This window comes from Ensifer sp. MJa1 (genome assembly GCF_037026475.1).
Lineage (GTDB): Bacteria > Pseudomonadota > Alphaproteobacteria > Rhizobiales > Rhizobiaceae > Ensifer.
This window is the reverse complement of sequence record NZ_JAKUMO010000001.1, coordinates 266,057-291,513: the sequence shown is the minus strand read 5'-3', so window position 1 is coordinate 291,513 and position 25,457 is coordinate 266,057. Positions and strand designations below refer to the sequence as shown.

The window sequence follows — 25,457 nt, the reverse complement described above, 5'->3', positions numbered from 1 at the left end:
ATGAGGCCCGACGTTCCCGCCGCCGCCTTCGTTCCCGCAGCCCCCGCCATTCCCGTCGCGACCGTCGCAGCCCTCGGCCTTACCCAGATCATCGGCTACGGCACGCTCTATTACAGCTTCAGCATCCTGGCGCCGGGCATGGCAGCCGACCTCGGACTCAGCGTCGAGCAAGTCTTCGGCGTCTTCTCCGCCTCGCTGTTCGTGGGCGGCCTTTCGGCATCGTTCATCGGGCGCTGGATGGATCGCTTCGGCGCAGCCATGATCATGACCTTCGGTTCGCTCCTGTCCGCACTGGCGCTGCTGATGTGCGCCTGGTCGCCATCGATCGCGGTGTTTGCCGCGTCGATCGTCCTCCTGGAAGTGGCATCCGGCATGGTGCAGTATCAGGCGGCCTTCGCAGCGCTCGTGGAAAGCCGCCCACGGGCGGCCGCGCGCAGCATCACCTATCTCACCCTGATCGCCGGCTTCGCATCGACGATCTTCTGGCCGATCGCCGCGAGCCTTGGCGAACATTTCACCTGGCGTGAAATCTATGTCGCCTACGCCGCCTTGAACCTCGCGGTCTGCCTGCCGCTTCACTGCTGGATCATGCGCAACAGAAAGGCGCAGGCGGCCACATCCACCCATGAGGACCGCGCGGCAGTCGTCGGGGCTCTGCCTGCAGAAGCCAGGCGGCGCGGCATGCGCCTTGTCTCGCTGGCGTTTGCGCTCGAGGGCTTCGCGCTTTCGGCAATGCTGACGCATATGGTGCCGATGCTCGGAACCATCGGCTTCGGAACGGCTGCCGTGGTGATCGCTTCGCTGTTTGGCCCCGCCCAGGTTCTGAGCCGGCTGATCAACATGGCCTTTGGCAAGAGCCTGTCACCACCTGCCCTTGCAACCCTGTCTGCCGGCCTCATCGTCGCGGCGGTGGTTGTGCTCGGCCTGTCCGGAACCTGGCTGCCGGGCGCTGCGGCCTTTGCCATCTGCCTTGGCCTCGGCTCGGGCATCAACAGCATCGCCCAGGGCTCGCTGCCGCTGTGGCTGTTCGGATCCGTCGGCTATGGCGCGATTACCGGCCGCATGGCCGCCACCCGGCTGGCGGCGGGCGCCACGGCTCCTTTCGTTTTCTCGGTGCTCATGGAGCGCTTCGGCATCGATGTTGCCTTGACGGCCAACGCCCTGCTTGGCGCAGTCGGCGTGGCGGCTTTCGTCGCGGTGGCGGCGTTAGCCCGGCCTGTTGGTGAACAGGCCGCCAGAAAGGGCGGCTAGTATCTGGAAAGATGGCGCTCGCGGAGTTTCGGGAATGGTGCTCCTGCTTGTTTCATCCTTTGATCGTAGTCGATTGAGGGATAAGAACATGCAGCAAATCAAAGTGCTACGGCGACCATTGCGCGTCTGATAAGACGCGCGGCGCTGTAGTCCGCTGAAGAACAACTCTTGCCGCGAGCGACGATGACAGATCTGACCACAGACAAGCCTGCCGCAAACTCCGTCTCGGCCTTCATCGGCGGCGGCGTCATCGGCGTGCTGGGCGGGCTGATCGGCCTTGGTGGAGCAGAGTTTCGCCTGCCATTGCTGATCGGGCTGTTCAAGTTCGCGGCCCTGGAGGCGGTCATTCTGAACAAGGCCATGAGTCTGGTTGTCGTTGCATCCGCCTTGCCATTTCGGGCCGCAACCGTGCCATTCGGTTCGATCGCCGATCACTGGCAAATCGTTGTCAACCTGCTTGCCGGCAGTCTCTTTGGCGCCTGGTTCGGTGCAGGCTGGGCGACGCGACTGAAGTCGGAGACGCTCTACCGGGTGATTTCCGCGCTGCTTGTCGGGATCGCGCTCGTCCTGGTGTTCGGCCATGATGCCGTCGCCAACCAGCCGTTCTTGACCGGAACGGCGCAAGTGTTTGCGGGTATCGTCATCGGCTTCGCTATCGGTGTGGTTGCCTCTTTGCTCGGCGTCGCTGGCGGCGAACTTCTCATTCCCACGCTGGTCCTTCTGTTCGGCGCCGATATCAAGCTGGCGGGAAGCCTGTCACTTGCGGTCAGCTTGCCGACCATGATTGTCGGCTTCACCCGCTACAGCCGGGACCGAAGCTTCTCGGTCCTCGGCCGCAACATCCGGTTCGTCGTGGTGATGGCGATCGGTTCGGTTATCGGAACCTTTTTGGGAGGACTCCTTCTCGGAGTGGTTCCAGGTGCGTATCTGCTGCCCGCTTTAGCGGTCATCCTGATGATCTCGGCGGTCAAGGTCTGGCGGCATCGCTGACGTCAGATCGCCTTGAGGTTCACCCGCTTTTCAAGCTTCTCCGCATCTTCCTTGCGCTCGCTGTAGCGGTCGACGAGATAGGCCGACGCGTCGCGCGTCAAGAGCGTGAACTTCACCAGTTCCTCGCACACGTCGACAACGCGGTCATAGTAGGAAGACGGCTTCATGCGGCCGTTGGCGTCGAACTCCTGATAGGCCTTGGCGACCGACGACTGGTTGGGGATGGTGATCATCCGCATCCAGCGCCCGAGCAGGCGCAGCGCATTGACGGCATTGAAGGACTGCGAGCCGCCCGACACCTGGCAGACGGCAAGCGTCTTGCCCTGGGTCGGCCGGATCGAGCCGATCGACAGCGGGATCCAGTCGATCTGCGCCTTCATGATGCCGGTGATCGCCCCGTGGCGTTCCGGGCTCACCCAGACCTGCCCCTCCGACCAGGCCGAAAGCTCCCGCAGTTCCTTCACCTTCGGGTGGCTGACGGGCGCATCGTCCGGCAGCGGCAGTCCCGAAGGATCGAAGAAGCGGACCTCGGCGCCGAAGTGTTCCAGCAGCCGCCCGGCCTCCTCGGCCAGCAGCCGGGAATAGGAGACCTGGCGCACCGAGCCGTAGAGGATCAGGATGCGTGGCGGGTGGCTGGAGAACGGCGGCCTCAGCGCGTCGAGATCGGGCTTTTGCAGGTGACGCGGATCGGCAGCGGGAAGATCAGACAATGCGACGCCCCTCCTCATCGAGAACCTTCTCGCCGTCTTCCTTGACGAACGCGCCCTTGAAGGCTTCGGCAGGCAGGATGTCGAGAACCGCCTCCGATGGCCGCGCCAGTCGCGTGCCGATCGGCGTGACGACGAACGGGCGGTTGATGAGGATGGGGTGCTCGAGCATCGCCGCCAGAAGCGCGTCGTCGTTAAGCGTGGGATCGTCGAGGCCGAGTTCGAGATAGGGCGTGCCCTTTTCGCGGATCGCCTGACGGACCGAAAGCCCGGCGTCGGCAATCATCCGGGCAAGCTCATCCCGGCTCGGCGGCGCCTTCAGGTACTCGACCACGGTCGGCTCGATCCCGGCGTGGCGGATGAGCGCCAGCGTGTTGCGCGAAGTCCCGCATTGCGGGTTGTGGTAGATGGTGACGTCCATGGTCATTCGGTTCCCTTGACCGTTGTTGTCGAAAGTGAGGTGTTGCGCTCGCTGAGCATCCAGCCGACCAGGGCTGCGGCGATGAGCGCGCCGACCACTTCGGCGGCGATGAAGCCCGGCACATCGGCCGGGCGGATGCCCGCAAATGTGTTCGAGAAGGCACGGGCGATGGCGACGGCGGGGTTGGCAAAAGAGGTCGAGGCGGTAAACCAGTAGGCAGCGGTGATGTAGAGCCCGACCAGTTGCGGAATGGCGTCCGCGCGAAAGCGCAGCGCGGCAAGGATGGTCACGACAAGGCCAAACGTGGCCACCGCCTCGGCGATCCACTGGCCAGTCCCGGTCCGCACCGTCTCGGACACCTGCAACAGCGGCAGGTCGAACATCGCATGGGCGATCACGGTTCCCGCCACGCCTCCGGCGACCTGCGCGGCGACGTAGAGCGCGGCCGCATATGCGTCGATCTCGCGCCTGGCCGCAAACACCATGGTCACGGCCGGGTTGAAATGCGCCCCGGAAATCGGCCCGAGAATGGTGATCAGCACCACCAGCATCGCGCCCGTCGGTATCGTGTTGCCAAGCAGCGAGACCGCCACATCGTTTGAAAGGCGGTCGGCCATGATGCCGGAACCGACCACGGTCGCAACCAGGAGCGCCGTGCCGAGGGTTTCCGCGGCAAGGCGGCGTTTGAGATCGAACATCATGCGTCAGCCAGCCTTCGGAACGTTCCGGCCGATCTCGTCGAGCCTTCTTTGCAGGGCGAGCCTGTCGAGGCTCGGCATCGGCAGGCTGACGAAGATCGAGATGCGGTTGTTGAGCATCCGGTAGGTTTCGGCGAAGGCGAAGTGCCGCTCGGCCTCGCTGCCTTCGGCCGCGGCCGGATCAGGCACGCCCCAATGCGCCGTCATCGGCTGGCCGGGCCACACCGGACAGACTTCCGCAGCGGCGTTGTCGCAGACGGTGAAGACGAAATCCATCTGCGGCGCACCGGGGGCGGCGAACTCGTCCCAGGCCTTCGAGCGGGCAAAGGACGTGTCGAAGTTCAGCCCTCTCAAAAGCTGCAGGGCGTACGGATGGACCTCTCCCTTCGGCTGCGACCCAGCCGAATAGCCCTTGAACTTGCCGATGCCGAGCCGGTTGAGAATGGCCTCGGCGATGATCGAACGGGCTGAATTGCCCGTGCAGAGAAAGAGGACGTTGTAGATTCTGTCGCTCATGTGGCTCTCCCAGCATGTCTTATCGCGTTTGCGCCGCCTCCTTGGGAGGGCAGCATGGGGTCAGGTCGGAAATGAGGGGTGCGCAGAGGCTGGCATTGCCGCCGCAGCAGTCCTGCAGCAGATAGAGAACGACGGCGCGGAAGCGATCGAGATCGGCGCGGTAGATGATCGACCGGCTCTGCCGCTCGCCCACGACGAGGCCAGCCTGCGACAGCGTCGACAGATGCGCCGACATGGTGTTCTGCGGCACCTCTGCCAGCCTTGCCAACTCGCCGGCGGCGATGCCATCCGGCTCGCGCTCGACCAGCAGCTTGAAGGTCCTGAGACGCGTGGGCTGCGCAAGGGCGGCCAGGGCGGCGATGGTTTGATTCTCATCCATATATCCAGAATAATGGATACATTGGACCAGTCAAGGGTCTCGTCGGCGCGCGATCGGCAAGCAAGCCTACCCCTGCAGCTCCGCCCGCAGCTCGCGCACGCCACGGCCGAGGTGACGGCGCAGCAGCGTTCTGAGCGTCGCGGCATCGGCGTAGCCGACCTCGCTTGCCACCGCCTCCAGGTCGAGCCCGAGCGAGACCAGATGCTGGGCGCGCTGAACCCTCAGGTCCTGCACGAAGGCAAGCGGCGACTTGCCGAGCACCGCCTCCGTGCGGCGCTGCAACGTCCTCGGCCCGACGGAAAGCGCCCTGGCGGCCGCCTGCAGCGAAAAGCCCTGGGCCAGATTGGCCCGCACATAACGCTCGAAGCGGTCGACCAGCGGATCGCTCTTTGCCAGATAGCTCGGCACCACGTAACGCGCCTGCGACGAACGCCTGTCGACGAGCATGAAGCGAGCGGCAAGCGACGCGATCTCCGGGCTTGCCTGGGCCACGAGAAACAGCGCCAGGTCGAGATGCCCCATCATCGCGCCCGATGTCACCAGCCGGCCGGAGACGGTGATCATCTGGCTGTCGTCGAGCCTCACCTTCGGGTAGCGCTTGCGAAACAGCGGCGCCATCGGCCAGCTCGTCGTGGCCTCCCGGCCATCCAGAAGCCCGGTCTCGGCCAGGAGGAAAGTTCCAAGACAGGCGCTTGCCAGCCCCGCACCGGCGGCATGGCAATCCTGGAGGTAGCCGAGAGCATCGCGCACATCCGGGCGCGAGAGTGCCATTTCCAGTTTGTCCGGCTGCCGGGTGTTGAGCGCCGGCACCGCCACCCAGTCCGGCCGCGCGGCGCCGTCGATCGCCTCGACGGTCGCCATCAGGCCAAGCGCGGTGCGGACCGCGCGCCGCACGCCCACCACCTTGACCGCGAGCAGCGGCCCCTCCATGCCCTCGGCCGCAGCCAGATCGTTGGCGACGGAAAACGTGTCCAGGAGTACGCTGAGGCCGCTATCGAACACCTCGTCGAGAGCAAGAACCGACAGCCGCATGACGCAATCACCCCTAAAATTGTCATTTGCGACTGTAGCCTTGCTGAAGGCGGCAATCTAGCCTGCAATCACCATTCGAATTGTGAGGCCCCTGAGATGAGCAACGCCCCGAAGACAATCCTCGACACGATCGGCAACACGCCGCTTCTCGAACTGCGCAACGTCAGGCCTTCGAATGGCGCCCGCATCTGTCTGAAGCTCGAGAGCCAGAACCCGACCGGCAGCATGAAGGACCGCATGGCACTGGCGATGATCAGTGCGCCCGAGGCCGATGGCCGGCTGAAGCCCGGCGGCGCGGTGGTGGAATATACCGGCGGCAGCACTGGCGTCTCCTTGGCGCTCGTCTGCGGCGTCAAGAAGCACCCGCTGCACCTGGTCACATCCGATGCGTTTTCGAAGGAAAAGCTCGACCATATGCGCCTGCTTGGCGCCAGGCTGACGATCGTCCCGAGCGACGGCGGCAGGCAGACCGAGAAGCTGACGAAAGACATGATCCGCGAGGCCCACCGCATCGCCGCTGAAACCGGCGCCTACATCACCGCCCAGATGGAAAACACCGACCAGCTCAAAGCCTACGCAAAAATGGCCGACGAGATCTGGGACCTGACCGTCGGCCGGATCGACGCCTTCGTACAGGCGGTCGGAAGCTCTGCGTCGCTGCGCGGCATCTCCGAGCGGCTGCGAGCGCTCGCTCCCCGCATCCGCATGGTCGCGGTCGAACCGGCCGAATCGGCGGTTCTGTCGGGCGGCCCGTCCGGGGCCCACAAGATCGACGGCATCGGCGCCGGCTACGTCGTTCCGCTTTGGTACCCGGAAATGGCCGACGCCATCGAGCCTGTCTCGACCGCCGAGGCAAAAGCGATGGCCTTTCGCCTCGCCTCCGAGGAAGGCCTCTTCTGTGGCACGTCCACCGGCGCCAACGTCACCGCCGCGCTGCGCGTGGCCGAGCGTCTCGGCCCCGAGGCCACGGTCGTCACCGTGCTTTGCGATACCGGCATGAAGTATCTCTCGACCTTCGCCCGGGATCTCGATCAAAGATCGGCCTGACGGCCTCGGCGGCTCTTGGCGCGGCGTGGACCAACGATGCAGAATGGGCAAAAACGATCCTGCCTGACCGACACTCCCGCCCCTGCCGCGCCATCAATCGAGGACCGCCCCGTTCATGACGAAGCCCCTGCCCGATCTCGATGAAATTCGCGCCCTGGAAGAAGCGCTTCACCGTGCCGAAGTGCGCCGTTCGCGCACAACGCTCGAAGCGCTGCTTGCCGACGGTTTCGTCGAGTTCGGCGCCTCCGGCTCGGTCTATCACCGAACCGAAATCATCGGCTTGTTGCTTGAGGAAGAAGAGGCCGATGGATCGGAGCTTTGCGCCGACGACTACCGGCTGACGGCGATTGCGCCGGACGCCGTGCTTCTCACCTACCGGACCCGGCGCACTGAAACGGACGGCTCGCAGCGCCATGCGCTCAGGAGCTCGATCTGGAAACGGGACGGTACGAAATGGCAGATGCTCTTCCATCAGGGTACGATCACGAAGCCCTTCGCGTGAAGACCGCCGTCGCGCCCGGTCGCCCTGTTTGAATTCACGCTGAGGACGATAGAACTCGGCTTCGCCGGACATTTTCGACCGCGATGTGTCGGAACCTCGCCCGGCCGGTCGTCCTTGGGACAGACCAAGCGATGGAGGATATCATGACGATCACGATCACCGCCTTTGAACGCTCGCCCGACCGCGGCCGCGGGCTCGCGCGACATGCGCGTGCGCTGGGCGCTCGAAGAGGTCGGCGAGCCCTACGACGTCCGCCTCGTCTCGTTCCAGCAACTGAAGGAGCCCGCGCACCTGGCGATCCAGCCCTTCGGTCAGATCCCGACCTATGAGGAAGGCGATCTGGCGCTCTTTGAATCCGGCGCCATCGTCTTCCACATCGCCGAAAGGCATAGGGGCCTGCTGCCCGATGATGCCAACGCCCGAGCCCGCGCCGTCGCCTGGATGTTTGCGTCCCTCAACACGGTGGAGCCACCGATCTTCGACCGCAGCCTCGTCATGATCCTGGAGCGCGAAAAGCCCTGGTACGAGCCGCGTCTGCAGGCCCTCGAAGACGTCATCCGCAAAAGGCTCGCCAGCCTATCCACCCGCCTTGGCAATGCCGACTGGCTCGACGGGTCTTTCAGCGCCGGCGACCTCCTGATGGTCACGGTGCTGCGCCGGCTGCATGGTTCGGGCATTCTGGAAGAATTCCCGAACCTTGCGGCCTACGTCGCCCGCGGTGAGGCACGCCCTGCCTTCAAACGCGCCTTCGAAGCGCAGCTTGCCGTCTTTGCCGCAGCATCAGTGGGTTGATCGACGACGACCGACGACGGCCGGGCGTCTGGCGCCCACACGGACTACATTCGATCTATGGATCGATCTCGTGAAGCAAGCGCCTGCAACACCAAAGAGAGCGCTGCGGCCGCTTCCGGGCCCGGGCGGGATCACCGGCTACGCCCAATACCGGCCATCCGGTTTCCAGGCTATGATCCGACAGCCAGCTTTCGTCAGTGTCTTCCACGCCCTTTGAGGAGCAACCGGCATGACCCGCGACCAGATGCTCGCCCACCTTCGCGCCGCAGGTGACGTCGCGCGCGAGGCGGCAGTCCATGGCCACCATCCCTTCGGCGCCGTCCTTGTCGGGCCGGACGACCGCGTCCTGATGCGCCAGGGCAACCTCGACACCGTGCGCCACGCCGAGACCGAACTGGCCCGGCGCGCCGCGGCCGCCTACCCGGCAAAATTCCTGTGGTCCTGCACGCTGGTTACAACCGGCGAGCCCTGCGCCATGTGCACGGGCACGCTCTACTGGGCCAATATCGGCCGTCTGGTCTACGGCTATGAGGAAGAAAAGCTGCTTGCCGAGACCGGCGACCACCCCGAGAACCCGACCATGAACCTTTCGTCCCGCACAGTCCTTGCCTCCGGCCAGAAGCCGATTGAGGTCTTCGGCCCCTTCCCCGAGATCGAGGACGAGTTGTTAGAGCCCCACCGGACGTTCTGGCAACGCTGACGCCGCCCGATGGGCTGTGAAAGCATCTGTCTCGTCTACAGGCCGGCGTTCGATGCGGAGCGAGCCGCCTTCACGACGGGGTCCAATCAGGGACGCTCGCACACCCCAGTTTGACCTCGGCATCCTCACGCCTCGCCTTGAACCACGACCAAAGCTTGGTACCGCGGCTCCTGATGTAACGGCGCCAAATCAGTGTCGTTCCTCATCCAGTCGGCGAGTTCGGGGGGCATGTTGGAGATGCACGACTCCAGTAGGTCGAGAGCGTGCTGGGTGTTGCCCATTTTGACCAAGGCGCAAGCCAAGTTGTAGCGGTCCAGTATGTCGTCGGGCTCCATGACGATGAGTGCACGGGAGACCCATTCTTTGGCGCGATCGAGTTCTGCTAGATGAGCCAATGCAAGCGCCCCGCAAATCACCGCATGTACGTTATCGGGCCGCAGCGCGATCTCACGTTCAACCCGCTCTAGCACGCGTCGTGCGGCGAGCCTGGATTCCTCTCGCCTGCCAAGCGCGTCGCAGCTTTGAACCACAAAACCGGGAGAAACGTAGTCGCTCTCGAGAAGCTCGGCGGCCCGCGAGAAATGTTCAATGGCCTCCCTATGGCGGCCAAGACGCAGGCAGGTGCGCCCAAAACCAAAGTGGCAATCATGGCACTCCGGGTCCAGGCGCAATGCCTCGAGGTGCGAGGCAAGCGCCTCATCGGCGCGACCGGCATCTGCGAGAATTCGGCCCTTGGCCGCGTGCGCTTCAGCCAAGCTTGGATCCAGTGACAGAGCTCTCTCGACGGCTGCATTGCCCCGTTCCCCTGATCTTCCTCCAAAATAGAGATCGGCCTGGCAATGAGCGATCATTGCCCAGGCTCGCGCATAGCTGGGATCGATTTCCACCGCGTGCCGACAGATCCGAAGAGCGATTTCCACGTGTCTTGCGCCATGTTGCAGGTAGTGCCGGCTTAACAGGTAGAGTTGGTAGGCCTCGGGGTTAAGTGTCGAGCGGTTCTCGATCGCACGGCGTTCGGTCGGCAGTAGCTTGACCTTCAATGCCTCGACAATTGCCGTCGCGATCTCATCCTGCAGGGCAAAGATATCGGTTAGTTCGCGGTCATATCGCTCCGCCCAGACGTGATTGCCCTTGGCGCCATCGATCAACTGCGCTGCAATACGCACGCGGCCGGCGGCCTTGCGGACACTACCTTCGACAACATAGCTGGCTCCCAGTTGCCTGGCCACCTGACAGACGTCCACGGATCTGCCTTTGAAGGTGAAGGCCGTGCTCCGAGCCGTAACCGAAAGGCCGGAGACCTTCGACAGATCGACGATGATGTCTTCAGTGATGCCATCGCTGAAGTACTCTTGCTCCAGGTCACCGCTCATGTTCAAAAACGGCAGAATGCAGACCATCGGCCGCGTGTCCGCCCCGATGTCCGCGACGTGCAATCGTCTGGAGTTCGGGACTTGGCTCGCCCCGACAGAGCGAACGCCAAACACCCGAATCGGGCGTTCCTGCTGCTTGACAACGTGCTCGCCAAGGTCGTCGAATGCCACGGCGAGCCGTCCTGCGATATGGTCGTGGACTGTCTGGGAGATCGCGACACTTCCCGGGCTTGCCAACGTCTGCAATCGCGCCGCCACATTGACGCCCTCCCCGTAGAGGTCATCGCCCTCGACGATTAGATCGCCGAGGTTGACGCCAATCCGATAGCGGATGCGCTGCTCCTCGGCCTGCTCAAGGTCGGCACCTGTCACAACCCTCTGGATTTCCAAGGCACAGTTGACCGCGGCAACAACACTCGTGAACTCTACGAGAGAGCCATCGCCCATGAGCTTGACCACGCGCCCGCCGTGCTTCTGGAGCAGAGGTAACACATGCGTCCGCCGGCTGCTCTGGAGCCGCTCGAGCGTTCCAGATTCATCCAGTTCCATCATCCGGCTGTAACCGACCACATCGACGGCCAGTACGGCAGCGAGACGGCGTTGAACCGGTTCCTCGGTCATTGTTGTCCCCGCTGAGACATCGATCTGAGGATAGTAGAGGTGCCCAGAGGCGGAGTCTATTGGAAGCAGATGTCCGGATCGGCCTCACCCATCCGGACAAGATGACAATTGAGTTCGTTTCTTTCGTCAGGGAAATGACATGCGAAACGGTACCTCCCCGGCGCAGAAACAGCTGCCGGTAGGGACCGTTGGCACGGTTGAAGCCGGCCCGTCCATCTGTCTCACTCCTCCTTCTCCCGCGACAGCCCCAGGTGCCAATGCAGTTCCTTCAGCCCGCGCTTCAGCCATAAAAGTTGCGGCTCAGGCATGGTGCGCAGCATCTCGTAGTCCATGATGCAGACATTGAAGACGGTCGTCTTCACCTGCGGCCCGTCGGGCAGCCTCAGGAGCACGCCCTCGAGCGCCATCATCCGGTTGGCCGCCTGCCGGGCGCTTCTTGCGCGCTCGGCGCTGGTCTCGCCGGCAAAGCCCTTGACGTCGAACAGCGACTGCGCCCGGACACTCGGGAAGGGAATGCCGGTGAGGCTGTAGTAGCGCGCCATCTGCCTGGCGTATTCGTCGCCCGCCTCGCGCTCATGCGCGGTCAGCTTGCCGTCGAGGAACATGCGGCCGAGCGTGTAGCCGGCAAAGGGGCTTGCAACGTCGACGTCGCGTTTTCCGGCAAAATGCATGCGCTGGCGCGCGTCGAGCGCCACTGAGCGCACCTCGCGCTCGGTCTCGCCATGCTTGATCTGCCCGCTTGGATAGCGCGCCACATTGGCCTTGCGCGGCCGGCCCGCCCGGCTTGCACGCTTGATGCGGATGCGCTCTGCCTTGGATGTCATGCTCTTGTCTCCTTCTTCCCATTCTCACTTGCCGCGCCTGCGGGGCCAGCCGCCCGGCCCCGCTGAAATCATCGGCACATCAGACCGCCGGTCAGCCGGCCCGGCTGAAATCATCAGCGCGCCGCGCCGGCCGTTGCCTGTTGGCGTGCCCGCCGCGGCGGCCGATCGCCCTCACCCCGCTTGTTGACGGCGTGCAGCACCGAGGTGTGGTCGCGGTGAAAGATCCGGCCGAGCGCCGGCAGCGAAAGGTCCGGGCGCTCGCCATAGACGGCGCTCATGCACCGGTGCCGTGGCTCGACGAGGCGGCGCTCGCGGCCGACGCCGATGACCTGCTCCCAGGTGATGCCCGGATAATTGCCAAGCACCTCCTCGACGATCTCACGCACCGGCCGACGGCTGAAGAGATCACCATCGGCGGCAAGCGTTGCGGCACAGATGAGCTTGGCCTGCGACAGGATCCGCGCCTCGGCATCGGCAAGGGCCAGTTCCAGCGCTGCGATCCGGCGCGTCTGCGCCCGCACTTCAGCCGCGACAAGGCCGGCAAGGTCGTCGAGGCTCGCCGGCGGCGTCTCTTCGTTCAACCACCCTTCGTCCCCGGCCCGCTTTTCGTTGTCAGCCCGGCCCTCCGCGCCGGCCTGCGCGCGCCTTGCCGCCGAAGCGCCGATCGCAGCCTCAGCGCCCATGGCATGCACGCTGCCTGCGCGGTAGCACCTTGCGTCCGCCTGCCTGCCATCGACGTCTCCGCCAGGAGCACCGGAACCGGATCCCGGCCGCGTCTTTTTCGGGCGCCGCTCGGTCGCGCGCGCCTCGCTCTGCTTGCTCGTAAGATCTGTTGCTTCAGGCTGCATGGGTGGCGTCCTTGGAAAGGTTTGGGGTGAACTGGGGAGCGCTGCCGGCACCGTCCGGGCGGATGCCGGAGACGTCCTGCCGTGCCGCCGCATGGGCCTTGCGGAAATTTTCAAGCAGCGTGCGCACGCGGCCGCGGCTTGCGGCCGACCGGCGATCGTCCGTCCGGTTCGCCGAAAGCGCCGCCAGGATCTCGCGCTTGCGGGCAAGCTCGGCGCGAAGGCTGAGCGCCTCCGCCCGCGCAAGGGCCGCCAGCACCGGCGGCTTGGGGATCGTGCCCAGGAGCACGTCCGGGTTGGCGGCATAGTCGCCGCGGATCAGTTTCGCGGTCGCCGCCGCCAGGCCCGGGCCTGGTACGCCCGATAGCGCATAGTGGTAGACGGCAAGGATTTTCCTCGGTTCGATTGCCGGCGGCATCGTCATGCCGGCCGTCTGCATGGCATCGAGACTGCGCAGCACCGCCGCCTCGCCGACACCGGCAAGCCGCTCAGTGAGCACGGTAATCTCCCGGCCCAAGGTCGAAAGCCGGGCCTCTCCCGGCAAGGTCATCATTTCTGAAAAGGTCATTGCGCTCATTTCCATCTCGTTCCTGCCGATCGCGTTGCTGTCCATTGAGTTCCTGTTCAATCGCCTGCCTGCATTCCCGCTGGTGGCGGGCAAAGGCTGTTTCTCGCGGCGGCGCCTGCTTTGGATGTCCGCGCTGCGGTCGCGCGGCCCGGCGCGGCTTTTCGGCATTGCGCATCCAGTTGCGCCAGGTGGCGGCCCAGTCGAGTTTGGTGGCATTGCGCCCGGACTTGGCGATCCAGTAGTCGCGGAACTTGTCGAACTCGACTGCGGCATCCGCCCGGGCAAAGCCGAGGCCGGCGGCAAATTCCCAGTCGGGCTCGAAGCTCTCGGGCAACCGGCTCGCCCGGTGGCGGCCCGGCCGGAACTGCACTTCAGCCATGCCTTCACGGTCATCCGGATGCGGGCAGGCTTCGGCCGCCACAGCCGGATTCGGCTCGGGAGAGTTATTTTCTTTAGGGGGTGTGGGGGAGCTTTCTTTATCAGAGAGGGCACCGGCCACCGTCACCGTGACAGGGCGTGACGTCACGCGCGCCCGGTGGCGGCGCTGGCGTTCGCGGTCGCCGGCCCGGCGCCGCTCGACCTCGGTGGCCTCCTCCGCCTCCGCCGCCCTGACGGCCGAGAGGATCATCTCGGGCGAGGCGCCGGACAGAACCAGGGCTTCGACGATTGCGGTGATGCGCATGGCTAGGCTCCACGCGTCCGGAAACCGGCATGGCAGCAGGCAGCGCCCGAGCACCGGAAAAGTCGCCCGCATCGCCGCAGTGCGGCCCGTCCGGCGCCCTTGCCCTTATCCTCGGCCCAGCCTTCGCCCTGCGGCGCGCATCCACCCCATCGCCTGCCCTGCCGCGGCAGCCTTCGTTTCAGTTCGTCGTCGGCCATTCCTTCTTCCCGTCTTTCCCATGCGCTGCGCATGCGTTCCCGTTTGGCCGCCCCGTCTGGCACGGCCATTCCGTCGCGCCTGTCGCGCGCCCGTTTCCGATCCTGTCTCCACCCTTGTCGGCAGGCCGCCGGCCAATCCGCATTTTGCAGACGGAGCAACCGGCCTTCCCGCCCCGGTGCCTCCGGCACCCGGTAACCAAGGCATCCGGCATGCGCCGAAGCCCGGCAGAACGGCCCTGATGCCGGGTGGGCAGCGCATCTTTTCAACACGCCACCCACCCCTTCCCGACCGGATCGCCCAGGCTATCCGCCGCGGACCGTCATCGGCTCCACGGAGGCATCGCCCGGCACGGCGGCCGGCTAAAAGTGAAAGCGAGAGGTCGCCGGGGAGGAAACGACGACCCCTCGCCTGGACCACCGCAAATGCTGCGGCGGTCGATCCTTTGCCGAAAGCGCGGCACCGGCTGAAAACGGGACGATGGCCCGCCACCAAGACCGCGCCGCCGCCAACGGGCGGTCCGCGACGGAAACAGGGGGATCACACCGCTCATTTCCGTTGACATCCTATCCATAGTAGGATTTCTTATCGTCAGCAAGAGGAAAAATCCTATTGGACGCAGGAAACGGAATCTGGGAAGCCAGTGCCATGGACGAATTGCGCCGCCTTATCCGGGAAGCTGTCGACGCGAAGAAGACGACCTACAAGGATCTGTCGATCGCGATCGGGAAGAACCACGCCTATATCCAGCAGTTCGTCGAGCGCGAGACGCCGCGCGAGCTGCGCGAACGCGACGCCCGCGCCATCGTCGACCTGATCAGCGGCACGCCCTCATCGGGCGAAGCGGCACTGAAGCGTGCGCCCGGCTTCGCACCGCAGATCGTGCCCGGCGAACAGCTCGTCGGCCATCGCGACCTGCCGATCTTTGCCGCCGCCCAGGGCGGCGACGGCCACGTGATCGTCACCTTCGATGCGGTCGAATATGTCAAGCGGCCCTCGGTGCTCGAGGGCGTCAAGGGCGCCTACGGCATCTATCTCACCGGCAGCTCGATGATCCCGGCCTATGAGCCCGGCGACATGGCACTCGTGCATCCGCACCTGCCGCCGGCGCGCGACAAGGATGTGGTGCTCTACCACGTGCCGCCCGCCAACGACGCCGAGGCGATCATCAAGCGCCTCGTCTCCTTCAACGACCGCGAATGGACGCTCAGGCAATACAACCCCTTCCTGGAGTTCACCGAAAGCCGGGTCGAGTGGTCCTTCTGCCACCGGGTCGTCGGCAAATACAGCGCGCGCTAGGGTGCTTGCTGGGGGAGCCGGAGCTCCGGTCGATTGGTCAGGATGTCACCGGCCCGGGGGCACCGGCGAGAGCGCGGGCAGCAAGAGAGCGCGGGCAGTAAAAAGACGCCGAAGCCAGCCCAACGGTAAACTGCTGTTTGCCGGCACTGGCAACGAATGGACATCGATGGCGCCTTGACGCACGCGCCAGGTTCGACAAGAGCTGTGGCGTGCAACCATGCCCCAGGAGGTGCGCCATGATAGAAGTGCGACCTGCCCGACCAGACGACCTTCAAGAACTCTCCAACATTGGCCTTGCGTCCTGGAGGAAGGGCATCTTGCCGCTCGTCAATGCTGACGTTGCCGCTCGCATCGAGGCGAGCAACCCCTTCATTCCTTTCCTGAGAGAGCAAGGCGCAAACATACTTGTCGCTGAAGCGAATGGCGCGTTGGCCGGGCTCGGTGCTTCTGAACATGGCGATAACCACATCAGCGACATCTGGGTTGCCCCAGAGCATGAGGGAAAGGGCGTCGGCTCGGCGCTCGTTGGCGCGCTGGAGCAGCAGTTTCGAGCACGCGGCTTTAGAGAAGCGACGATTCGCGTATCAGCCGACAACGCGCGAGCGCTCGGCCTGTATCTGCGCCTGGGCTATCACGAAAGATGGCGAGGCTTCGACCATGACCCGATCCTCGGCGTGACCCTTGAAAAGATCGAGCTCGCCAAGTCGCTGGAAATGAGCGTGAACGACGCCTGACTTCGAGGCGCCCGCGGCACCGCCGCAGGTCTGATCGGACGCGCAAAGGTCGCTGTAGCGCATTGAGTTACGCACTGGCGCACTTCGATCCAGCCGAGCATAGCATATGGAGTGATTTCAGCGGCTTGCTGCCGCAATCACTTGTGGCCGCTGCGCCGGCCCTTTAGTCGGAGCATCGCTCCACGAACGCCTGGAATGCGGCGTCGAGGGCCGCCCTCGGGCTGTTTGCGGCGACCCAAATCGGATCGGTCACAGCAAGCACCCTGCCGCCTGGCTCACCACTATCCGCCTCTGGAACCGCCTCGAAAACGACGCAAGCGCGCTTGCATTTTCGACTGAAAGCAATCTCGAACGCAGCCTCGGGCGGCCCGACACGATCGGCAAATACCTGCACGACATAGGCCCGAAAGCTGTGACTGTCCTCGCAATCGTTGATTTGTCGCCAGAGCGAAGGGCTCAACTCGGTCGGGTTGACCGCGATGGGCGGAGACCAGAATGGCCCGGCGGGAAGCTCGCTGGTTGGATCAATGTCGACAGGCACCACTGCACATCTCCCCTTCCAACCCTGGAGGACGACATTACCATGGCGAACCCGGCCAGTAACCCGTGAAGTTTGAGTGGCGCGGATGGGGCAGCCGCCGTATCCGAACGCATTGGCTTCATGTGCACATCACGCCGCCAACTCCTCCTGCATGTCCGTCGGCAGCTCGCCCGACAGGAACAGCACCGTTGCATCCTCGAACTCGCCGGTTGAAAGATCGCCCGTCCGGCTGAAGGCGATGACCCCCACCTTGCTCGTTGCCAGCCTTTCGGCCAGCCGCAGGGCATGCTCGGCCCCGGTCGCCTCCACCGGATCATCGGCGAGGAACGCACCACGGCTCCCCAGCGTGAAGCTTTGAACGACGAAATAGGTGATCATCCCATGCTCCTTTCCGCCACCTGGAATGGCGGCCCCAAGGTGGCGCAATCGCTAGAACAAAACAAGAACAAATAGCAGGTCATCGACAGTTTCACCCAAATTCCTGTCGGCAGTAATTTTCCTATTGATTGAAGATAGGAATTTTCCTATATTCAGCCGCCTATGAACAGCCCCGGAGACCACCGCTCGACCGACAGGGCCGTGCGAACGCAACCCCGGAAAGGATCGAGGTGATGGAATGCCCGATGCAAGGATCCGCGACGCGATGCGGACCGTGACGGCCGCGCCGTTTCTCCAGCCGCGTGAAGTCGTTCTCGTCGTGATGTCGCTCGGCGCCGGCCCTTTTTGCGAGGAGACCGACACCTTCGGCACCGTCTACAGGACCGCAGCCGACTGGCTGAAGGTGCACGACGGCGAACACGTCGTCCGGCTGATCCGCTTCGATCTCGACGCGCTTCACGGCGAAGACATCACCGAAACCGTTGCCGACGCCTGGCTCGACCGTTTCGACCAGACGCCGCAGCAGGCCCATGCCCTGCCCGCCTTCGTGCGCACCTCCGATGCCTGGGACCGCTGGTGCGCCGATTTCGACGCTGATCGGGGCGGCTTCAGCCAGGCGGACCACGGCACGCTCAACCATCGCCAACAGTTCGGGACACAGCCTTGATGACCGTCACGCTCGACAAATCCGCCCTCTTCTCGGCAATCGAAGCCTTCTTTGAGACCGAAGGCGGCAACGACCGCGGCATCGAGGCGGCGATCTCGGCCTATCTTGACCGGCTGGGACTGGCCACTTTCAACGACATGGCCACGCGCAAGCGCGCCGCCCTGGCCGCCGCCATCGCCCGGCCGCAAAGGCCGGCACCTTCAGCGGCATCGACGTCAGGGCCGGCGCCGCAGCAGATGCCCAATTTTGGCAATCACCAATAACTTTCGGAAATGCTAATAAAATGAGCGACAGGCATGAATAGGAGAGAATCAATGCCGCGCCTTGCTCATCTCTATTTCAAGACCGCAATCATTTTCCTGATCATCGGCCTCTGTATCGGCCTGCATATGGCGATCAGCCAGGACCACGCCGCAACGCCGGCCCATGCCCACGCCAACCTTCTCGGCTGGGTGACGATGGCGATCTTCGGTACCTACTACGCGCTCAATCCCGCCAAGGCCGAGCGCCGGCTCGCGCTGATCCAGTATTATGTCTACACCTCGAGCATCGCCGTTCTGGTGCCGTCGCTCTACCTGATGGTCACCGGCAGGCCTGAGATCGAGCCGATCGTCGCCGCCGCCTCGATCGTCGCCTTCATCGGCGTCATCCTGTTTGCCGTGTTGATCTTCACCAGCAGCGAGACGACCCGCGAACCGGCAGCGCTGCGATCAAGGTAGCGCGGGCCAAGGCGCCGCACAGAAGCCGCCCGTTCTTGCCTTCGCGCCGGCGCCCACGTGGCGTCCGGGCCTTGCACCCGCACGGCCACGGCTCGCTTCGCCGTCGACGTCAGGACGCGGTGCGTCGCATTGTCGAGCGCAAGCCCGGCCTCGGGTCCTTATGAATCCCGCGCGCCGTGTTGCCGCAGGCTGCAAGCGCAGGCGATGGCAGCCACAGGACGGTGAGCGTTGTTTTTGACATTCGCGCCTCCGCTCGCTTCCCTCATTCGGGAAGCGCGCTGCTGCAAAGGCCATCGGCATCGCCGCCCGTGGCAATGGCGGGAAACAGGCGCCCGGCAGGCGCCGCCTCCCCGCCCGCCCTTAGAATTATTTTAGCAACCGTACCGGAATCGCCGATTCTGGCCTTCCCCAGCCGGCCGGGCCCGCGTTAGCTTCCGTACCGCGCAGTACGTTCTTTTTTGGACTGCGCTTCCCCGCACCCCGAGCCATTTTTGGGTGCCTGCTTGCCCCGCCCTCGCGCGGGGCTCTTTCTTTTCTGGGCTGAATTCTCGCGGCCTATTCGACCTTGAACACCGCATCGCCGGCAAAGACGATGACATATTGCCCGCCGTCAGCCGCGTGCGCCCAGCGCTTGAATGTCTCGGCATAGGGCGCCTGCCTCCAGCTGTCGGGGAAGTCCGGATCGACGAGCACGGTCACCTGCGGCCCCTGCCGGTAGATCATCATATGCGAGCGCGCCGGATCGAAGGCATCATCGAGGGTCTCGTCGGTGCGCCACAGACAGAGAAAATCCCGGCAGAGCTGCGGCCGCTCGGCATAGATCTGGCAGCCGCGCCCCTCGGTGCAATGGCGACACCAGGCATTGGCCGGCTTGTCGAGCGCGTCGATGTCCGGCAGCCGGCAACAGAGCGTGCACGTGCCGCAGGCGCGCTTCTCAAGTGGCGTCGATGGCAGCGTGGCGGGCGCTGCGGAAATGGGAGGGGCCGGAATGGTCATGCGCCGATCCCTATCACCTTCGTCGGGCGCGCCATAGGGCATCCTGCCCTCGAGCAGGCCGCCACCTGAGCGTTCCGCCGCTGCTTTTCAGGTGAAGCCGAACAGATTGCCTTGCCAGCGCTTTTCATTTAGTGCGAAGGCAACCCTAGTCACGAGAAGTTCCGGAACAGGTATGACCGAAACCGCCTATCCTTTCAGGGATCGATCCGCCGCCGAGATGGTCGCTGACCGGACACTCTACGATCGCCTCGTCACCTGGTACACCTCGGCAAAGGTCCAACGTCGCGAGCGCCGCAAACACTTCGCGACCGAACTGCGCTGCATCAGCGCCAATGGCCAGACAGCGCTTCGTCCCGACGATCTTCCGCTGCTGTTTCTGACGCACAACGATGCCAAGCTGGTACCCAGCCTTCTGGCGCATTACCGGAAGCTCGGGGTGACGCGCTTCATCTGCGTCGACGATGTGTCCACCGATGGCACGCGCGAATATCTTCTGGCCGAACCCGACGTCGACCTTTGGGCCTCATCCATCCGCTTCAAGGATGCGCGCCGTGGCAGGGCCTGGCGCGAGGCGCTGTTCGGCCTTTATGGCTACGGCCGCTGGTATGTGAACATCGATTCCGACGAGTTCCTGGTCTATGACGACTACGAGAACCGGCCGCTGCGCTCGCTCATTGACGCGCTCGAGGAAAACAACATCCGGCGGCTGCCGGCGCCGATGCTGGATATGTATCCGGTCGATATCGATGCTGCCGACGTCGACCAGTTGAAGACCCGCGCGCCCCATGAGATCGCCGATCATTTCGACGCCAGCGGCTACACGCTTTCAACGACGAAACGGGCGATCAGCGTCAAGGGCGGGCCCCGGCAGCGCGAATTCAGCTACGACCTCGAAATGATCAAGTACCCGCTGATCTTCTGGGACAAGACCTGCCGCTTCGGCGCGAGCATTCATCAGCCGCTGCCCTACCAGCGGAATTTCCCGCCCGTGCTCGGCGTGCTCCTCCACTTCAAGTTCTTCGCCGACTACGAGAAGGTCTTCCAGGACGCCGTCGCCGACGGCCAGTATTTCGACGGTTCGGCCGCCTATGCCAAGATGAACGACGTCTTGGCCGAGACCGGCGCGCTCAAGCTCTTTTCCTCATCGTCGGTGAAGTTCGAAGGCTCCCGGCAATTGCTCGAGCTGGGCTTCATCACCCCCGTGCCGGCCGCCAGCCGCGGCTAGGCCGCCTGCGTCTACCGGGACGCAACGGGCAAGCCAATACGCCCGGACACCATCGGGCCTGCGACAACCCCGCTTGCAAACCCAGGGACCGGACCGATGGCAGCAAGCCCTCGTTCGGTCGCGGTCTCCGGTCCCGGAAGAAGCGACCCGCAAGCCTTCGTGCCCATACCCCGTCACGCCGACCATCCGTCACAGCCACGATCGCGATGGCATTCGCCCGTGCCGGCGGCAGCGCGGGTGGTGCCGCTCGATTTTCAACCGCGTGGCGAGCACGGCCGTTGATTATTCGAGCGACCGCTCCATTTACAGTCGAGAGGCACCTAACCTTAAGGAGAAGCCTGCATGAATCGAAACACAGTCATCGGTATCTTGGTTGTGATCGTGCTCATCATCCTGGGGGTCATGTATCTGAAACCGGCGGCCAACGAGCAGGCGACCGGTACCGCACCGGCAACGACCGAAACCGCGCCGGCCACCACCACGACGACGACGACGCAGCCAGCAACCACCGAACAACCCGCGACGACCCAGCAGCCGGCAACGACTGACCAGTCGACCACACCGTCGACCACTCAGCCGGCCACGACGCAGCCGTCGACCAGCCAGTAACGGCCAGAACGCGACCACCCCCTGCCGGCATCGCCGGGCAGAGGGTGGTCGCATTGCCAACGCGGGACATTCGCATGTTTCCTTCAAGCGCAAGCGGTTGAAGGACAAGGCCATGCGGCATTTCAGAGTGTTCCAGCGACCGTGGCGCGCCTTTAGGGACGCATGCCGCAGGCCGTTTCACGCGGAAAAGAGGCGTCGAATACGTAGCAAAAGGGGCTAACGCGCAGGCTCGAGCGATGCCGGGTCCGGAATGGTGATCACCGGTCCGCCACCGGACAGGGATGCGGCAATCCTGCGGTGCTTGTCGGCCAGCAGCATCTGGCCCATGGCCATGGACGCAAACATCATGCCGACATGGGCGTCGCGATGGTCCTTGTTGATTTCGAGCGCCTTGAGGAAATAGGTCACCGCGCGCTCGTTCTCTCCCCGCTGCTGCAGAACCCGGCCATGATCGGACAGCAGCGAGGGATCGTCTGGCTTCAGCCGCTCTGCCATTGCAAATAAGCGTTCGACTGTCGGAAGCGGCGCAGCCTTTTGCGCCATGGCGACGGCAAAGCCCCAATAGGCGTCGGGACATTTCGGGTCGATGAGCCACGCCTGGTTGAAGCGCTTCAGCGCCGTGTTGGGATCGTTCAAGGCGATGTAGTGCCAGCCCAGTTGAATGGCGCGCCTGACGCCAAGCTCCATGTTGCCGCCGGTGGCGCTGCGAACGTCATCGATGAACTTCTTGTCCGCATCGAGCTGGATGGCGGTCTTAATCACCCCTTCCCACATCGGGACATTGATATCGTCAGCCCGCCCATCGCCCGCCGGCAACGACAGCCCGAATGCCAGGGCAGCCGTTGCGGCCAGACCTCTCACCCCGGCCAAGCTGCGCGCGGATCCCCCTCTGCCTGCGGATGACTTGCCCTTTCCCATGACGTGCACTCCCTACTCGCTACCGCCACTGCATCCTTGACGTGCAGTATGATCCCGCTTGCGAGAACGACAATTAGTCCAATTGGAGGGTCGCACAGGCCCGCATGGGCGTCGGCATTTGGTAAGCTAGCCCTTTCGAATGACGCCGTGATTGACAAGGCAGAGGCGGACGGAGACCCAGCAACCCCTCATCCGTCTGCTTTTCATGGGCATCCAGCCGCGCGCAAGACCTTCGGAAAGGCGGGCACCCGCATTGCGGCGCCGCGTCTCCCGCCGCCCGACGCCGGCTGCTGCACCCCTCCGACAAGCATGGAGTCGAGCGTGGAGCGGTTGCGCGCTTCGTGAAGGGTCCCCGTGGACATCGGGTCATCCACATTCCCGCCCGCAGCGGAGACCTGGCGGAGTGGAATAGCTGCCCCGCCAGCAAGCCGTTGCATGTTTCCTTTAACGTCGCCGATCAAAGAAAACATGCAGCCATTCGAAGGACATCTGCCCATGCGCGTCCGATGAGACCAGCCGCTCCAGGCTATGTCAGCGGCCTGAGGCCCGCAGAGCGGGCCTCAGTTCTTTCGGCAGACCGGGTAGCCGACCGGCATCGCCCACAGCGAGATATCGGCCGTTGCCGGTCGCGTCACGCCTTCCTCCGCGCCGATATCGCGCAGCAGGTGGTCGGAGAGATGGGTGAGCTGGTTCAGCGTCCGGTGACGCCGCCAGGCGGCCGGGACGACGGCCTTGAGCGTACGCCAGAAGCCGAAGGTCCGAAACAGTTCGTCCATGATCGCCGGCAGGCTACCGGCGGCAGTCAGTTGCAATTCGCGCATGATTAATCCCCGCCGCTCCAGGCGGACGGGTCCTCTAGATTATGGACGTGCGCGGGCACGGAAACGCGTTCCGGCAAACCGGTCACATCAAGTCAAAATGGAAAATACGAAAAGGCGGAACTCGGACGACGCTTATGCGCCGAAGTAACCGATAGAATTGCAGCCTCGACGTCGAGACGAGCAAGCCACTCCACCAGAGGTGCACATCTGCACGAATGTATGATTCATCGTACGCCTCCTCTAGTTTGAGCTCCGATGCGGCGAAAGTTACACGAGTTTACTGTCACGGCAAGACGTAATCTTGCACCATCACGATCAAGCAGGCCGCTGTTGCAGACAAGCAACAGCTGGAGGTTGCGGCCGCTTGGTCGCCGTCAGTCGATCGGATCGAGGATGTCGGGACTGTCGTTCTTCGGCGAACCGACCCTGGTGCCGATCTTCCACATCGCCATCAATTCTGCCGGAAACGGCTTCATCAGGTCGGCCGCGTCCGGCTCCGGCGACAGCCAGCGCGCGTAGTCTTCGGGGTGAAGGATCACCGGCATCCGGTCGTGAATGTCGGCCACCATCTCGTTGGGCTCGCAGGTGACGATCGCAAAGGTGCGGATGTCCTCGTCGGTTGCCGGATCGCGCCAGGTCTCCCAGATACCCGCCAGGCAGAAGGGCTCGCCCGATGCCATGGCGATCGCATAGGGCTGCTTGTCCTTGCCGGTGCCGTGAATGTCCTTCCATTCGAAGAAGCCGTCGATCGGCACCAGGCATCGCCGGCGCTGATAGCTGGAGCGGAATTTTGTGGCGATGGTGTCGGAACGCACATTGACGAGCGGCCGCGGCTTCGGATCCCTCGCCCAGCTCGGGATCAGCCCCCAGCGCGCCGACACGAACACCGGCCCGAAGAGATCGGGGTCGCGGATCACGTCGCGGATGATGAGCGGATAGATCAGCGTCGGCGCGCCGTTGTAGCGCGGAAACTGGTTGGCGAGCCCCTCGACCTGGCCGCGCTCCGCAAAGCCGAAGGCGCGCAGCAGCCCCTCGAGATTGGTCTTCAGATAGACACGTCCGCACATGAGCGATCCTCTCCGGAAAGAGTAGGTATCGCGGCGAAGCGCGCCGTCAATCCGTGACGCACCAATGCGTCTTGCTGCGCCGGGTTGCGCCCTGCCCGCCTGTCGCCGCTGTTGCCACCGCGCACCGCAGCAACCGGCTGGAGCAACCCGAAAGAAAGGCGTAGCCCAAGAGAACCGCCCGTTAAGTTGATTTGCCGGCATTGCTCGCGCTTAATGCTCGGGCGTCGGCGTCGGCCGGTTCGATTCTGGCTGGAGCAACAGTTGAAGACCCTTATTCTCGCAGCAGCGCTTGTCTTCTCGTCCATGAACGGCGCTCGCGCCGTGCCGATGAATTCCATCTACGACGACTACCCGGTGCAATGCGGAGCCACCTATTTTCTGTACTGGAAAGGCTTCGAGCTGAAAAAAGCGACCGAGCAGGCCGAGGCCTACCGCAAGAAGTTCGAAAGTCTCTACGCGATCGCCGTGCCGCGCCTTGAAAAAAGAGGCCTCGATCAGAAGGCGGCCGACGCCTATATCCAGGACCACGTCAACATGATGGTGAGGCTTGCCGAGGATGACGACTATGTCAGGGCATTGGCCGGCTTCAGAACGCTCTGCGACCGGAAGTTCCCAGAACTCCAGTAGCGAGCGCAGGGCGACTACCGTGCAAGCTCCAATCAACTGGCGAAGGCACCACATGCAATTGAGTTCAGTCCCGCACACGTTCAGCACCGATGCCGCCGGATGCCGGTCCGGTTTTTCAACAGCCAGGTCCAGTGGAAGCCGCAGCAAGGCGGATAGACGATTAGCAATACTGATCGTCGCGAGCCTGATCACACCGGCAACCGCGCATGCGGGAGCTGAAACCTGCCCACCCGAGAAGGCCACCTATGCTTTTGACTGGACGGACTATGGCTGGGAGGACGAGCCGACAACCCGGACAATCTACCGAACCCTTTTCGACCCGCCAGTTGGACCCGGGGAACTTACTCCGCGCGGCACCCCTGTCCGCTTTGAAACCTGGCGGAACGGCGAGCTGGTCTGGTCGGTCAATGGCAGGGTTCATTGCCACCTCATTCCGGATTGCTTTCTGAAGCTCGACGAGGCTGAGCTTCAAGACAGTGCCGAAGAGCGTGAGCAATGCGCCTCAATTCCCGTCACAGCACAAGGCATCCTCGAGAAGGACCAAGTCCGCTACATGGCGTTCGGCATGTTGACGTCCTATTCCTGGGCCTGCTCCAAGCACGTCGCCATTCGCGTTGCGGATAAGAGCGCCCTCAGCGACAGGGAACGAACCGAAAAGACCTTCCCGCTTCCGCCCTATGTGCGGTTCGAATCCTGTTCTCGGTAAGGTGCAA

Annotated in this window: 31 protein-coding genes and 1 pseudogene; 15 read left to right on the top strand and 17 right to left on the bottom strand. The window is 63.9% G+C overall.

Going from position 1 to position 25,457, the window contains the following annotated elements; genetic code table 11:
- On the top strand, nucleotides 1-1,251 hold the full coding sequence (gene arsK, locus MKZ91_RS01480; RefSeq protein WP_336167756.1) for an arsenite efflux MFS transporter ArsK: 1,251 nt from the start codon (nucleotides 1-3) through the stop codon (nucleotides 1,249-1,251).
- Between the two features lie 183 nt (nucleotides 1,252-1,434).
- Nucleotides 1,435-2,241 (top strand): sulfite exporter TauE/SafE family protein, encoded by an 807-nt coding sequence (locus MKZ91_RS01475; RefSeq protein WP_336167247.1) that lies wholly within the window; start codon nucleotides 1,435-1,437, stop codon nucleotides 2,239-2,241.
- Nucleotides 2,242-2,243: 2 nt separating this feature from the next.
- Here the strand turns inward: MKZ91_RS01475 and arsH are convergent, their stop codons facing one another.
- From arsH to MKZ91_RS01445, 6 genes are all read right to left on the bottom strand, one after another.
- Nucleotides 2,244-2,969 carry an arsenical resistance protein ArsH gene (gene arsH, locus MKZ91_RS01470; protein ID WP_336167245.1) on the bottom strand — a complete coding sequence of 242 codons (726 nt, stop codon included), beginning with the start codon at nucleotides 2,967-2,969 and terminating at the stop codon, nucleotides 2,244-2,246.
- Nucleotides 2,944-3,369, bottom strand: a complete 426-nt coding sequence (gene arsC / locus MKZ91_RS01465) for an arsenate reductase (glutaredoxin) (RefSeq protein WP_336167755.1) — start codon at nucleotides 3,367-3,369, stop codon at nucleotides 2,944-2,946. Before arsC ends, arsH begins: the two co-directional genes overlap by 26 nt.
- A 2-nt stretch (nucleotides 3,370-3,371) precedes the next feature.
- On the bottom strand, nucleotides 3,372-4,070 hold the full coding sequence (locus MKZ91_RS01460) for an MIP/aquaporin family protein (RefSeq protein WP_336167243.1): 699 nt from the start codon (nucleotides 4,068-4,070) through the stop codon (nucleotides 3,372-3,374).
- Nucleotides 4,071-4,073: 3 nt separating this feature from the next.
- Complete coding sequence (locus tag MKZ91_RS01455) at nucleotides 4,074-4,583, bottom strand: arsenate reductase ArsC (RefSeq protein ID WP_336167241.1); 510 nt, start codon at nucleotides 4,581-4,583, stop codon at nucleotides 4,074-4,076.
- Nucleotides 4,584-4,602: 19 nt separating this feature from the next.
- On the bottom strand, nucleotides 4,603-4,962 hold the full coding sequence (locus MKZ91_RS01450; protein ID WP_336167239.1) for an ArsR/SmtB family transcription factor: 360 nt from the start codon (nucleotides 4,960-4,962) through the stop codon (nucleotides 4,603-4,605).
- 66 nt (nucleotides 4,963-5,028) lie between these two features.
- Nucleotides 5,029-5,994 carry a GlxA family transcriptional regulator gene (locus MKZ91_RS01445; RefSeq protein WP_336167237.1) on the bottom strand — a complete coding sequence of 322 codons (966 nt, stop codon included), beginning with the start codon at nucleotides 5,992-5,994 and terminating at the stop codon, nucleotides 5,029-5,031.
- Between the two features lie 96 nt (nucleotides 5,995-6,090).
- Here MKZ91_RS01445 and MKZ91_RS01440 point away from each other — a divergent pair, with 96 nt between their 5' ends.
- The 4 genes and pseudogenes from MKZ91_RS01440 to MKZ91_RS01425 all read left to right on the top strand — a co-directional run bounded on the left by MKZ91_RS01440 (nucleotide 6,091) and on the right by MKZ91_RS01425 (nucleotide 9,035).
- Nucleotides 6,091-7,041, top strand: coding sequence for a PLP-dependent cysteine synthase family protein (locus MKZ91_RS01440; RefSeq protein WP_336167235.1), 951 nt, complete (start codon nucleotides 6,091-6,093; stop codon nucleotides 7,039-7,041).
- Nucleotides 7,042-7,156: 115 nt separating this feature from the next.
- Nucleotides 7,157-7,543: a nuclear transport factor 2 family protein gene (locus tag MKZ91_RS01435; RefSeq protein WP_336167234.1), complete on the top strand. Its 387-nt coding sequence runs from the start codon at nucleotides 7,157-7,159 to the stop codon at nucleotides 7,541-7,543.
- Nucleotides 7,544-7,686: 143 nt separating this feature from the next.
- A pseudogene (locus MKZ91_RS01430) lies at nucleotides 7,687-8,335 on the top strand (glutathione S-transferase family protein).
- 229 nt (nucleotides 8,336-8,564) lie between these two features.
- Entirely contained in the window at nucleotides 8,565-9,035 is a 471-nt protein-coding gene (locus tag MKZ91_RS01425; protein ID WP_336167232.1) for a nucleoside deaminase, read from the top strand.
- 125 nt (nucleotides 9,036-9,160) lie between these two features.
- Here the strand turns inward: MKZ91_RS01425 and MKZ91_RS01420 are convergent, their stop codons facing one another.
- The 5 genes from MKZ91_RS01420 to MKZ91_RS01400 all read right to left on the bottom strand — a co-directional run bounded on the left by MKZ91_RS01420 (nucleotide 9,161) and on the right by MKZ91_RS01400 (nucleotide 13,948).
- Nucleotides 9,161-11,029, bottom strand: coding sequence for an adenylate/guanylate cyclase domain-containing protein (locus MKZ91_RS01420; RefSeq protein ID WP_336167230.1), 1,869 nt, complete (start codon nucleotides 11,027-11,029; stop codon nucleotides 9,161-9,163).
- 221 nt (nucleotides 11,030-11,250) lie between these two features.
- Nucleotides 11,251-11,853: a hypothetical protein gene (locus MKZ91_RS01415; RefSeq protein ID WP_336167228.1), complete on the bottom strand. Its 603-nt coding sequence runs from the start codon at nucleotides 11,851-11,853 to the stop codon at nucleotides 11,251-11,253.
- A gap of 113 nt (nucleotides 11,854-11,966) precedes the next feature.
- Nucleotides 11,967-12,701 (bottom strand): helix-turn-helix domain-containing protein, encoded by a 735-nt coding sequence (locus tag MKZ91_RS01410; protein ID WP_336167226.1) that lies wholly within the window; start codon nucleotides 12,699-12,701, stop codon nucleotides 11,967-11,969.
- Nucleotides 12,691-13,197 carry a hypothetical protein gene (locus MKZ91_RS01405; protein ID WP_336167225.1) on the bottom strand — a complete coding sequence of 169 codons (507 nt, stop codon included), beginning with the start codon at nucleotides 13,195-13,197 and terminating at the stop codon, nucleotides 12,691-12,693. The genes MKZ91_RS01410 and MKZ91_RS01405 overlap by 11 nt, the downstream gene beginning before the upstream one ends.
- Nucleotides 13,187-13,948, bottom strand: a complete 762-nt coding sequence (locus MKZ91_RS01400; protein WP_336167223.1) for a hypothetical protein — start codon at nucleotides 13,946-13,948, stop codon at nucleotides 13,187-13,189. Before MKZ91_RS01400 ends, MKZ91_RS01405 begins: the two co-directional genes overlap by 11 nt.
- 843 nt (nucleotides 13,949-14,791) lie before the next feature.
- Between MKZ91_RS01400 and MKZ91_RS01395 the strand changes: the two genes are divergently transcribed.
- Together MKZ91_RS01395 and MKZ91_RS01390 are read left to right on the top strand one after the other, a co-directional pair.
- On the top strand, nucleotides 14,792-15,442 hold the full coding sequence (locus tag MKZ91_RS01395; RefSeq protein WP_336167221.1) for a S24 family peptidase: 651 nt from the start codon (nucleotides 14,792-14,794) through the stop codon (nucleotides 15,440-15,442).
- Nucleotides 15,443-15,678: 236 nt separating this feature from the next.
- Nucleotides 15,679-16,176, top strand: a complete 498-nt coding sequence (locus MKZ91_RS01390; protein ID WP_336167219.1) for a GNAT family N-acetyltransferase — start codon at nucleotides 15,679-15,681, stop codon at nucleotides 16,174-16,176.
- Between the two features lie 163 nt (nucleotides 16,177-16,339).
- Here MKZ91_RS01390 and MKZ91_RS01385 read toward each other — a convergent pair whose 3' ends face one another.
- Together MKZ91_RS01385 and MKZ91_RS01380 are read right to left on the bottom strand one after the other, a co-directional pair.
- Nucleotides 16,340-16,720 (bottom strand): hypothetical protein, encoded by a 381-nt coding sequence (locus MKZ91_RS01385; protein WP_336167217.1) that lies wholly within the window; start codon nucleotides 16,718-16,720, stop codon nucleotides 16,340-16,342.
- A gap of 126 nt (nucleotides 16,721-16,846) precedes the next feature.
- Nucleotides 16,847-17,095 (bottom strand): hypothetical protein, encoded by a 249-nt coding sequence (locus MKZ91_RS01380; protein WP_336167215.1) that lies wholly within the window; start codon nucleotides 17,093-17,095, stop codon nucleotides 16,847-16,849.
- A gap of 238 nt (nucleotides 17,096-17,333) precedes the next feature.
- Here MKZ91_RS01380 and MKZ91_RS01375 point away from each other — a divergent pair, with 238 nt between their 5' ends.
- The 3 genes from MKZ91_RS01375 to MKZ91_RS01365 are packed head-to-tail and all read left to right on the top strand — an operon-like array spanning nucleotide 17,334 to nucleotide 18,481.
- A complete protein-coding gene (locus MKZ91_RS01375; RefSeq protein WP_336167213.1) occupies nucleotides 17,334-17,762 on the top strand; it encodes a hypothetical protein in 429 nt (142 codons plus the stop codon).
- Nucleotides 17,762-18,025, top strand: coding sequence for a hypothetical protein (locus MKZ91_RS01370; RefSeq protein ID WP_336167212.1), 264 nt, complete (start codon nucleotides 17,762-17,764; stop codon nucleotides 18,023-18,025). The genes MKZ91_RS01375 and MKZ91_RS01370 overlap by 1 nt, the downstream gene beginning before the upstream one ends.
- A gap of 51 nt (nucleotides 18,026-18,076) precedes the next feature.
- Nucleotides 18,077-18,481 carry a hypothetical protein gene (locus MKZ91_RS01365; protein WP_336167210.1) on the top strand — a complete coding sequence of 135 codons (405 nt, stop codon included), beginning with the start codon at nucleotides 18,077-18,079 and terminating at the stop codon, nucleotides 18,479-18,481.
- A gap of 555 nt (nucleotides 18,482-19,036) precedes the next feature.
- Here MKZ91_RS01365 and MKZ91_RS01360 read toward each other — a convergent pair.
- Nucleotides 19,037-19,477, bottom strand: coding sequence for a hypothetical protein (locus MKZ91_RS01360; protein WP_336167208.1), 441 nt, complete (start codon nucleotides 19,475-19,477; stop codon nucleotides 19,037-19,039).
- 217 nt (nucleotides 19,478-19,694) lie between these two features.
- Between MKZ91_RS01360 and MKZ91_RS01355 the strand changes: the two genes are divergently transcribed.
- Together MKZ91_RS01355 and MKZ91_RS01350 are read left to right on the top strand one after the other, a co-directional pair.
- Complete coding sequence (locus MKZ91_RS01355; protein WP_336167753.1) at nucleotides 19,695-20,702, top strand: glycosyltransferase family 2 protein; 1,008 nt, start codon at nucleotides 19,695-19,697, stop codon at nucleotides 20,700-20,702.
- A 342-nt stretch (nucleotides 20,703-21,044) separates the two neighbouring features.
- Nucleotides 21,045-21,311 (top strand): hypothetical protein, encoded by a 267-nt coding sequence (locus MKZ91_RS01350; protein ID WP_336167206.1) that lies wholly within the window; start codon nucleotides 21,045-21,047, stop codon nucleotides 21,309-21,311.
- A gap of 216 nt (nucleotides 21,312-21,527) precedes the next feature.
- Here MKZ91_RS01350 and MKZ91_RS01345 read toward each other — a convergent pair whose 3' ends face one another.
- The 3 genes from MKZ91_RS01345 to MKZ91_RS01335 form a co-directional block, all read right to left on the bottom strand.
- The gene (locus MKZ91_RS01345) at nucleotides 21,528-22,181 is read right to left on the bottom strand and encodes a tetratricopeptide repeat protein (protein ID WP_336167204.1); all 654 of its coding nucleotides are present in this window, start codon (nucleotides 22,179-22,181) and stop codon (nucleotides 21,528-21,530) included.
- 608 nt (nucleotides 22,182-22,789) lie between these two features.
- Nucleotides 22,790-23,050, bottom strand: coding sequence for a DUF1127 domain-containing protein (locus MKZ91_RS01340; RefSeq protein WP_336167202.1), 261 nt, complete (start codon nucleotides 23,048-23,050; stop codon nucleotides 22,790-22,792).
- Between the two features lie 374 nt (nucleotides 23,051-23,424).
- Nucleotides 23,425-24,117 (bottom strand): SOS response-associated peptidase, encoded by a 693-nt coding sequence (locus tag MKZ91_RS01335; RefSeq protein ID WP_336167200.1) that lies wholly within the window; start codon nucleotides 24,115-24,117, stop codon nucleotides 23,425-23,427.
- A 261-nt stretch (nucleotides 24,118-24,378) separates the two neighbouring features.
- On the opposite strand from MKZ91_RS01335, the gene MKZ91_RS01330 reads away from it, so the two are divergent.
- Together MKZ91_RS01330 and MKZ91_RS01325 are read left to right on the top strand one after the other, a co-directional pair.
- Nucleotides 24,379-24,744, top strand: coding sequence for a hypothetical protein (locus MKZ91_RS01330; protein ID WP_336167198.1), 366 nt, complete (start codon nucleotides 24,379-24,381; stop codon nucleotides 24,742-24,744).
- A 52-nt stretch (nucleotides 24,745-24,796) separates the two neighbouring features.
- Complete coding sequence (locus tag MKZ91_RS01325; protein ID WP_336167196.1) at nucleotides 24,797-25,450, top strand: hypothetical protein; 654 nt, start codon at nucleotides 24,797-24,799, stop codon at nucleotides 25,448-25,450.
- The last annotated feature ends 7 nt before the right edge of the window (nucleotides 25,451-25,457 follow it).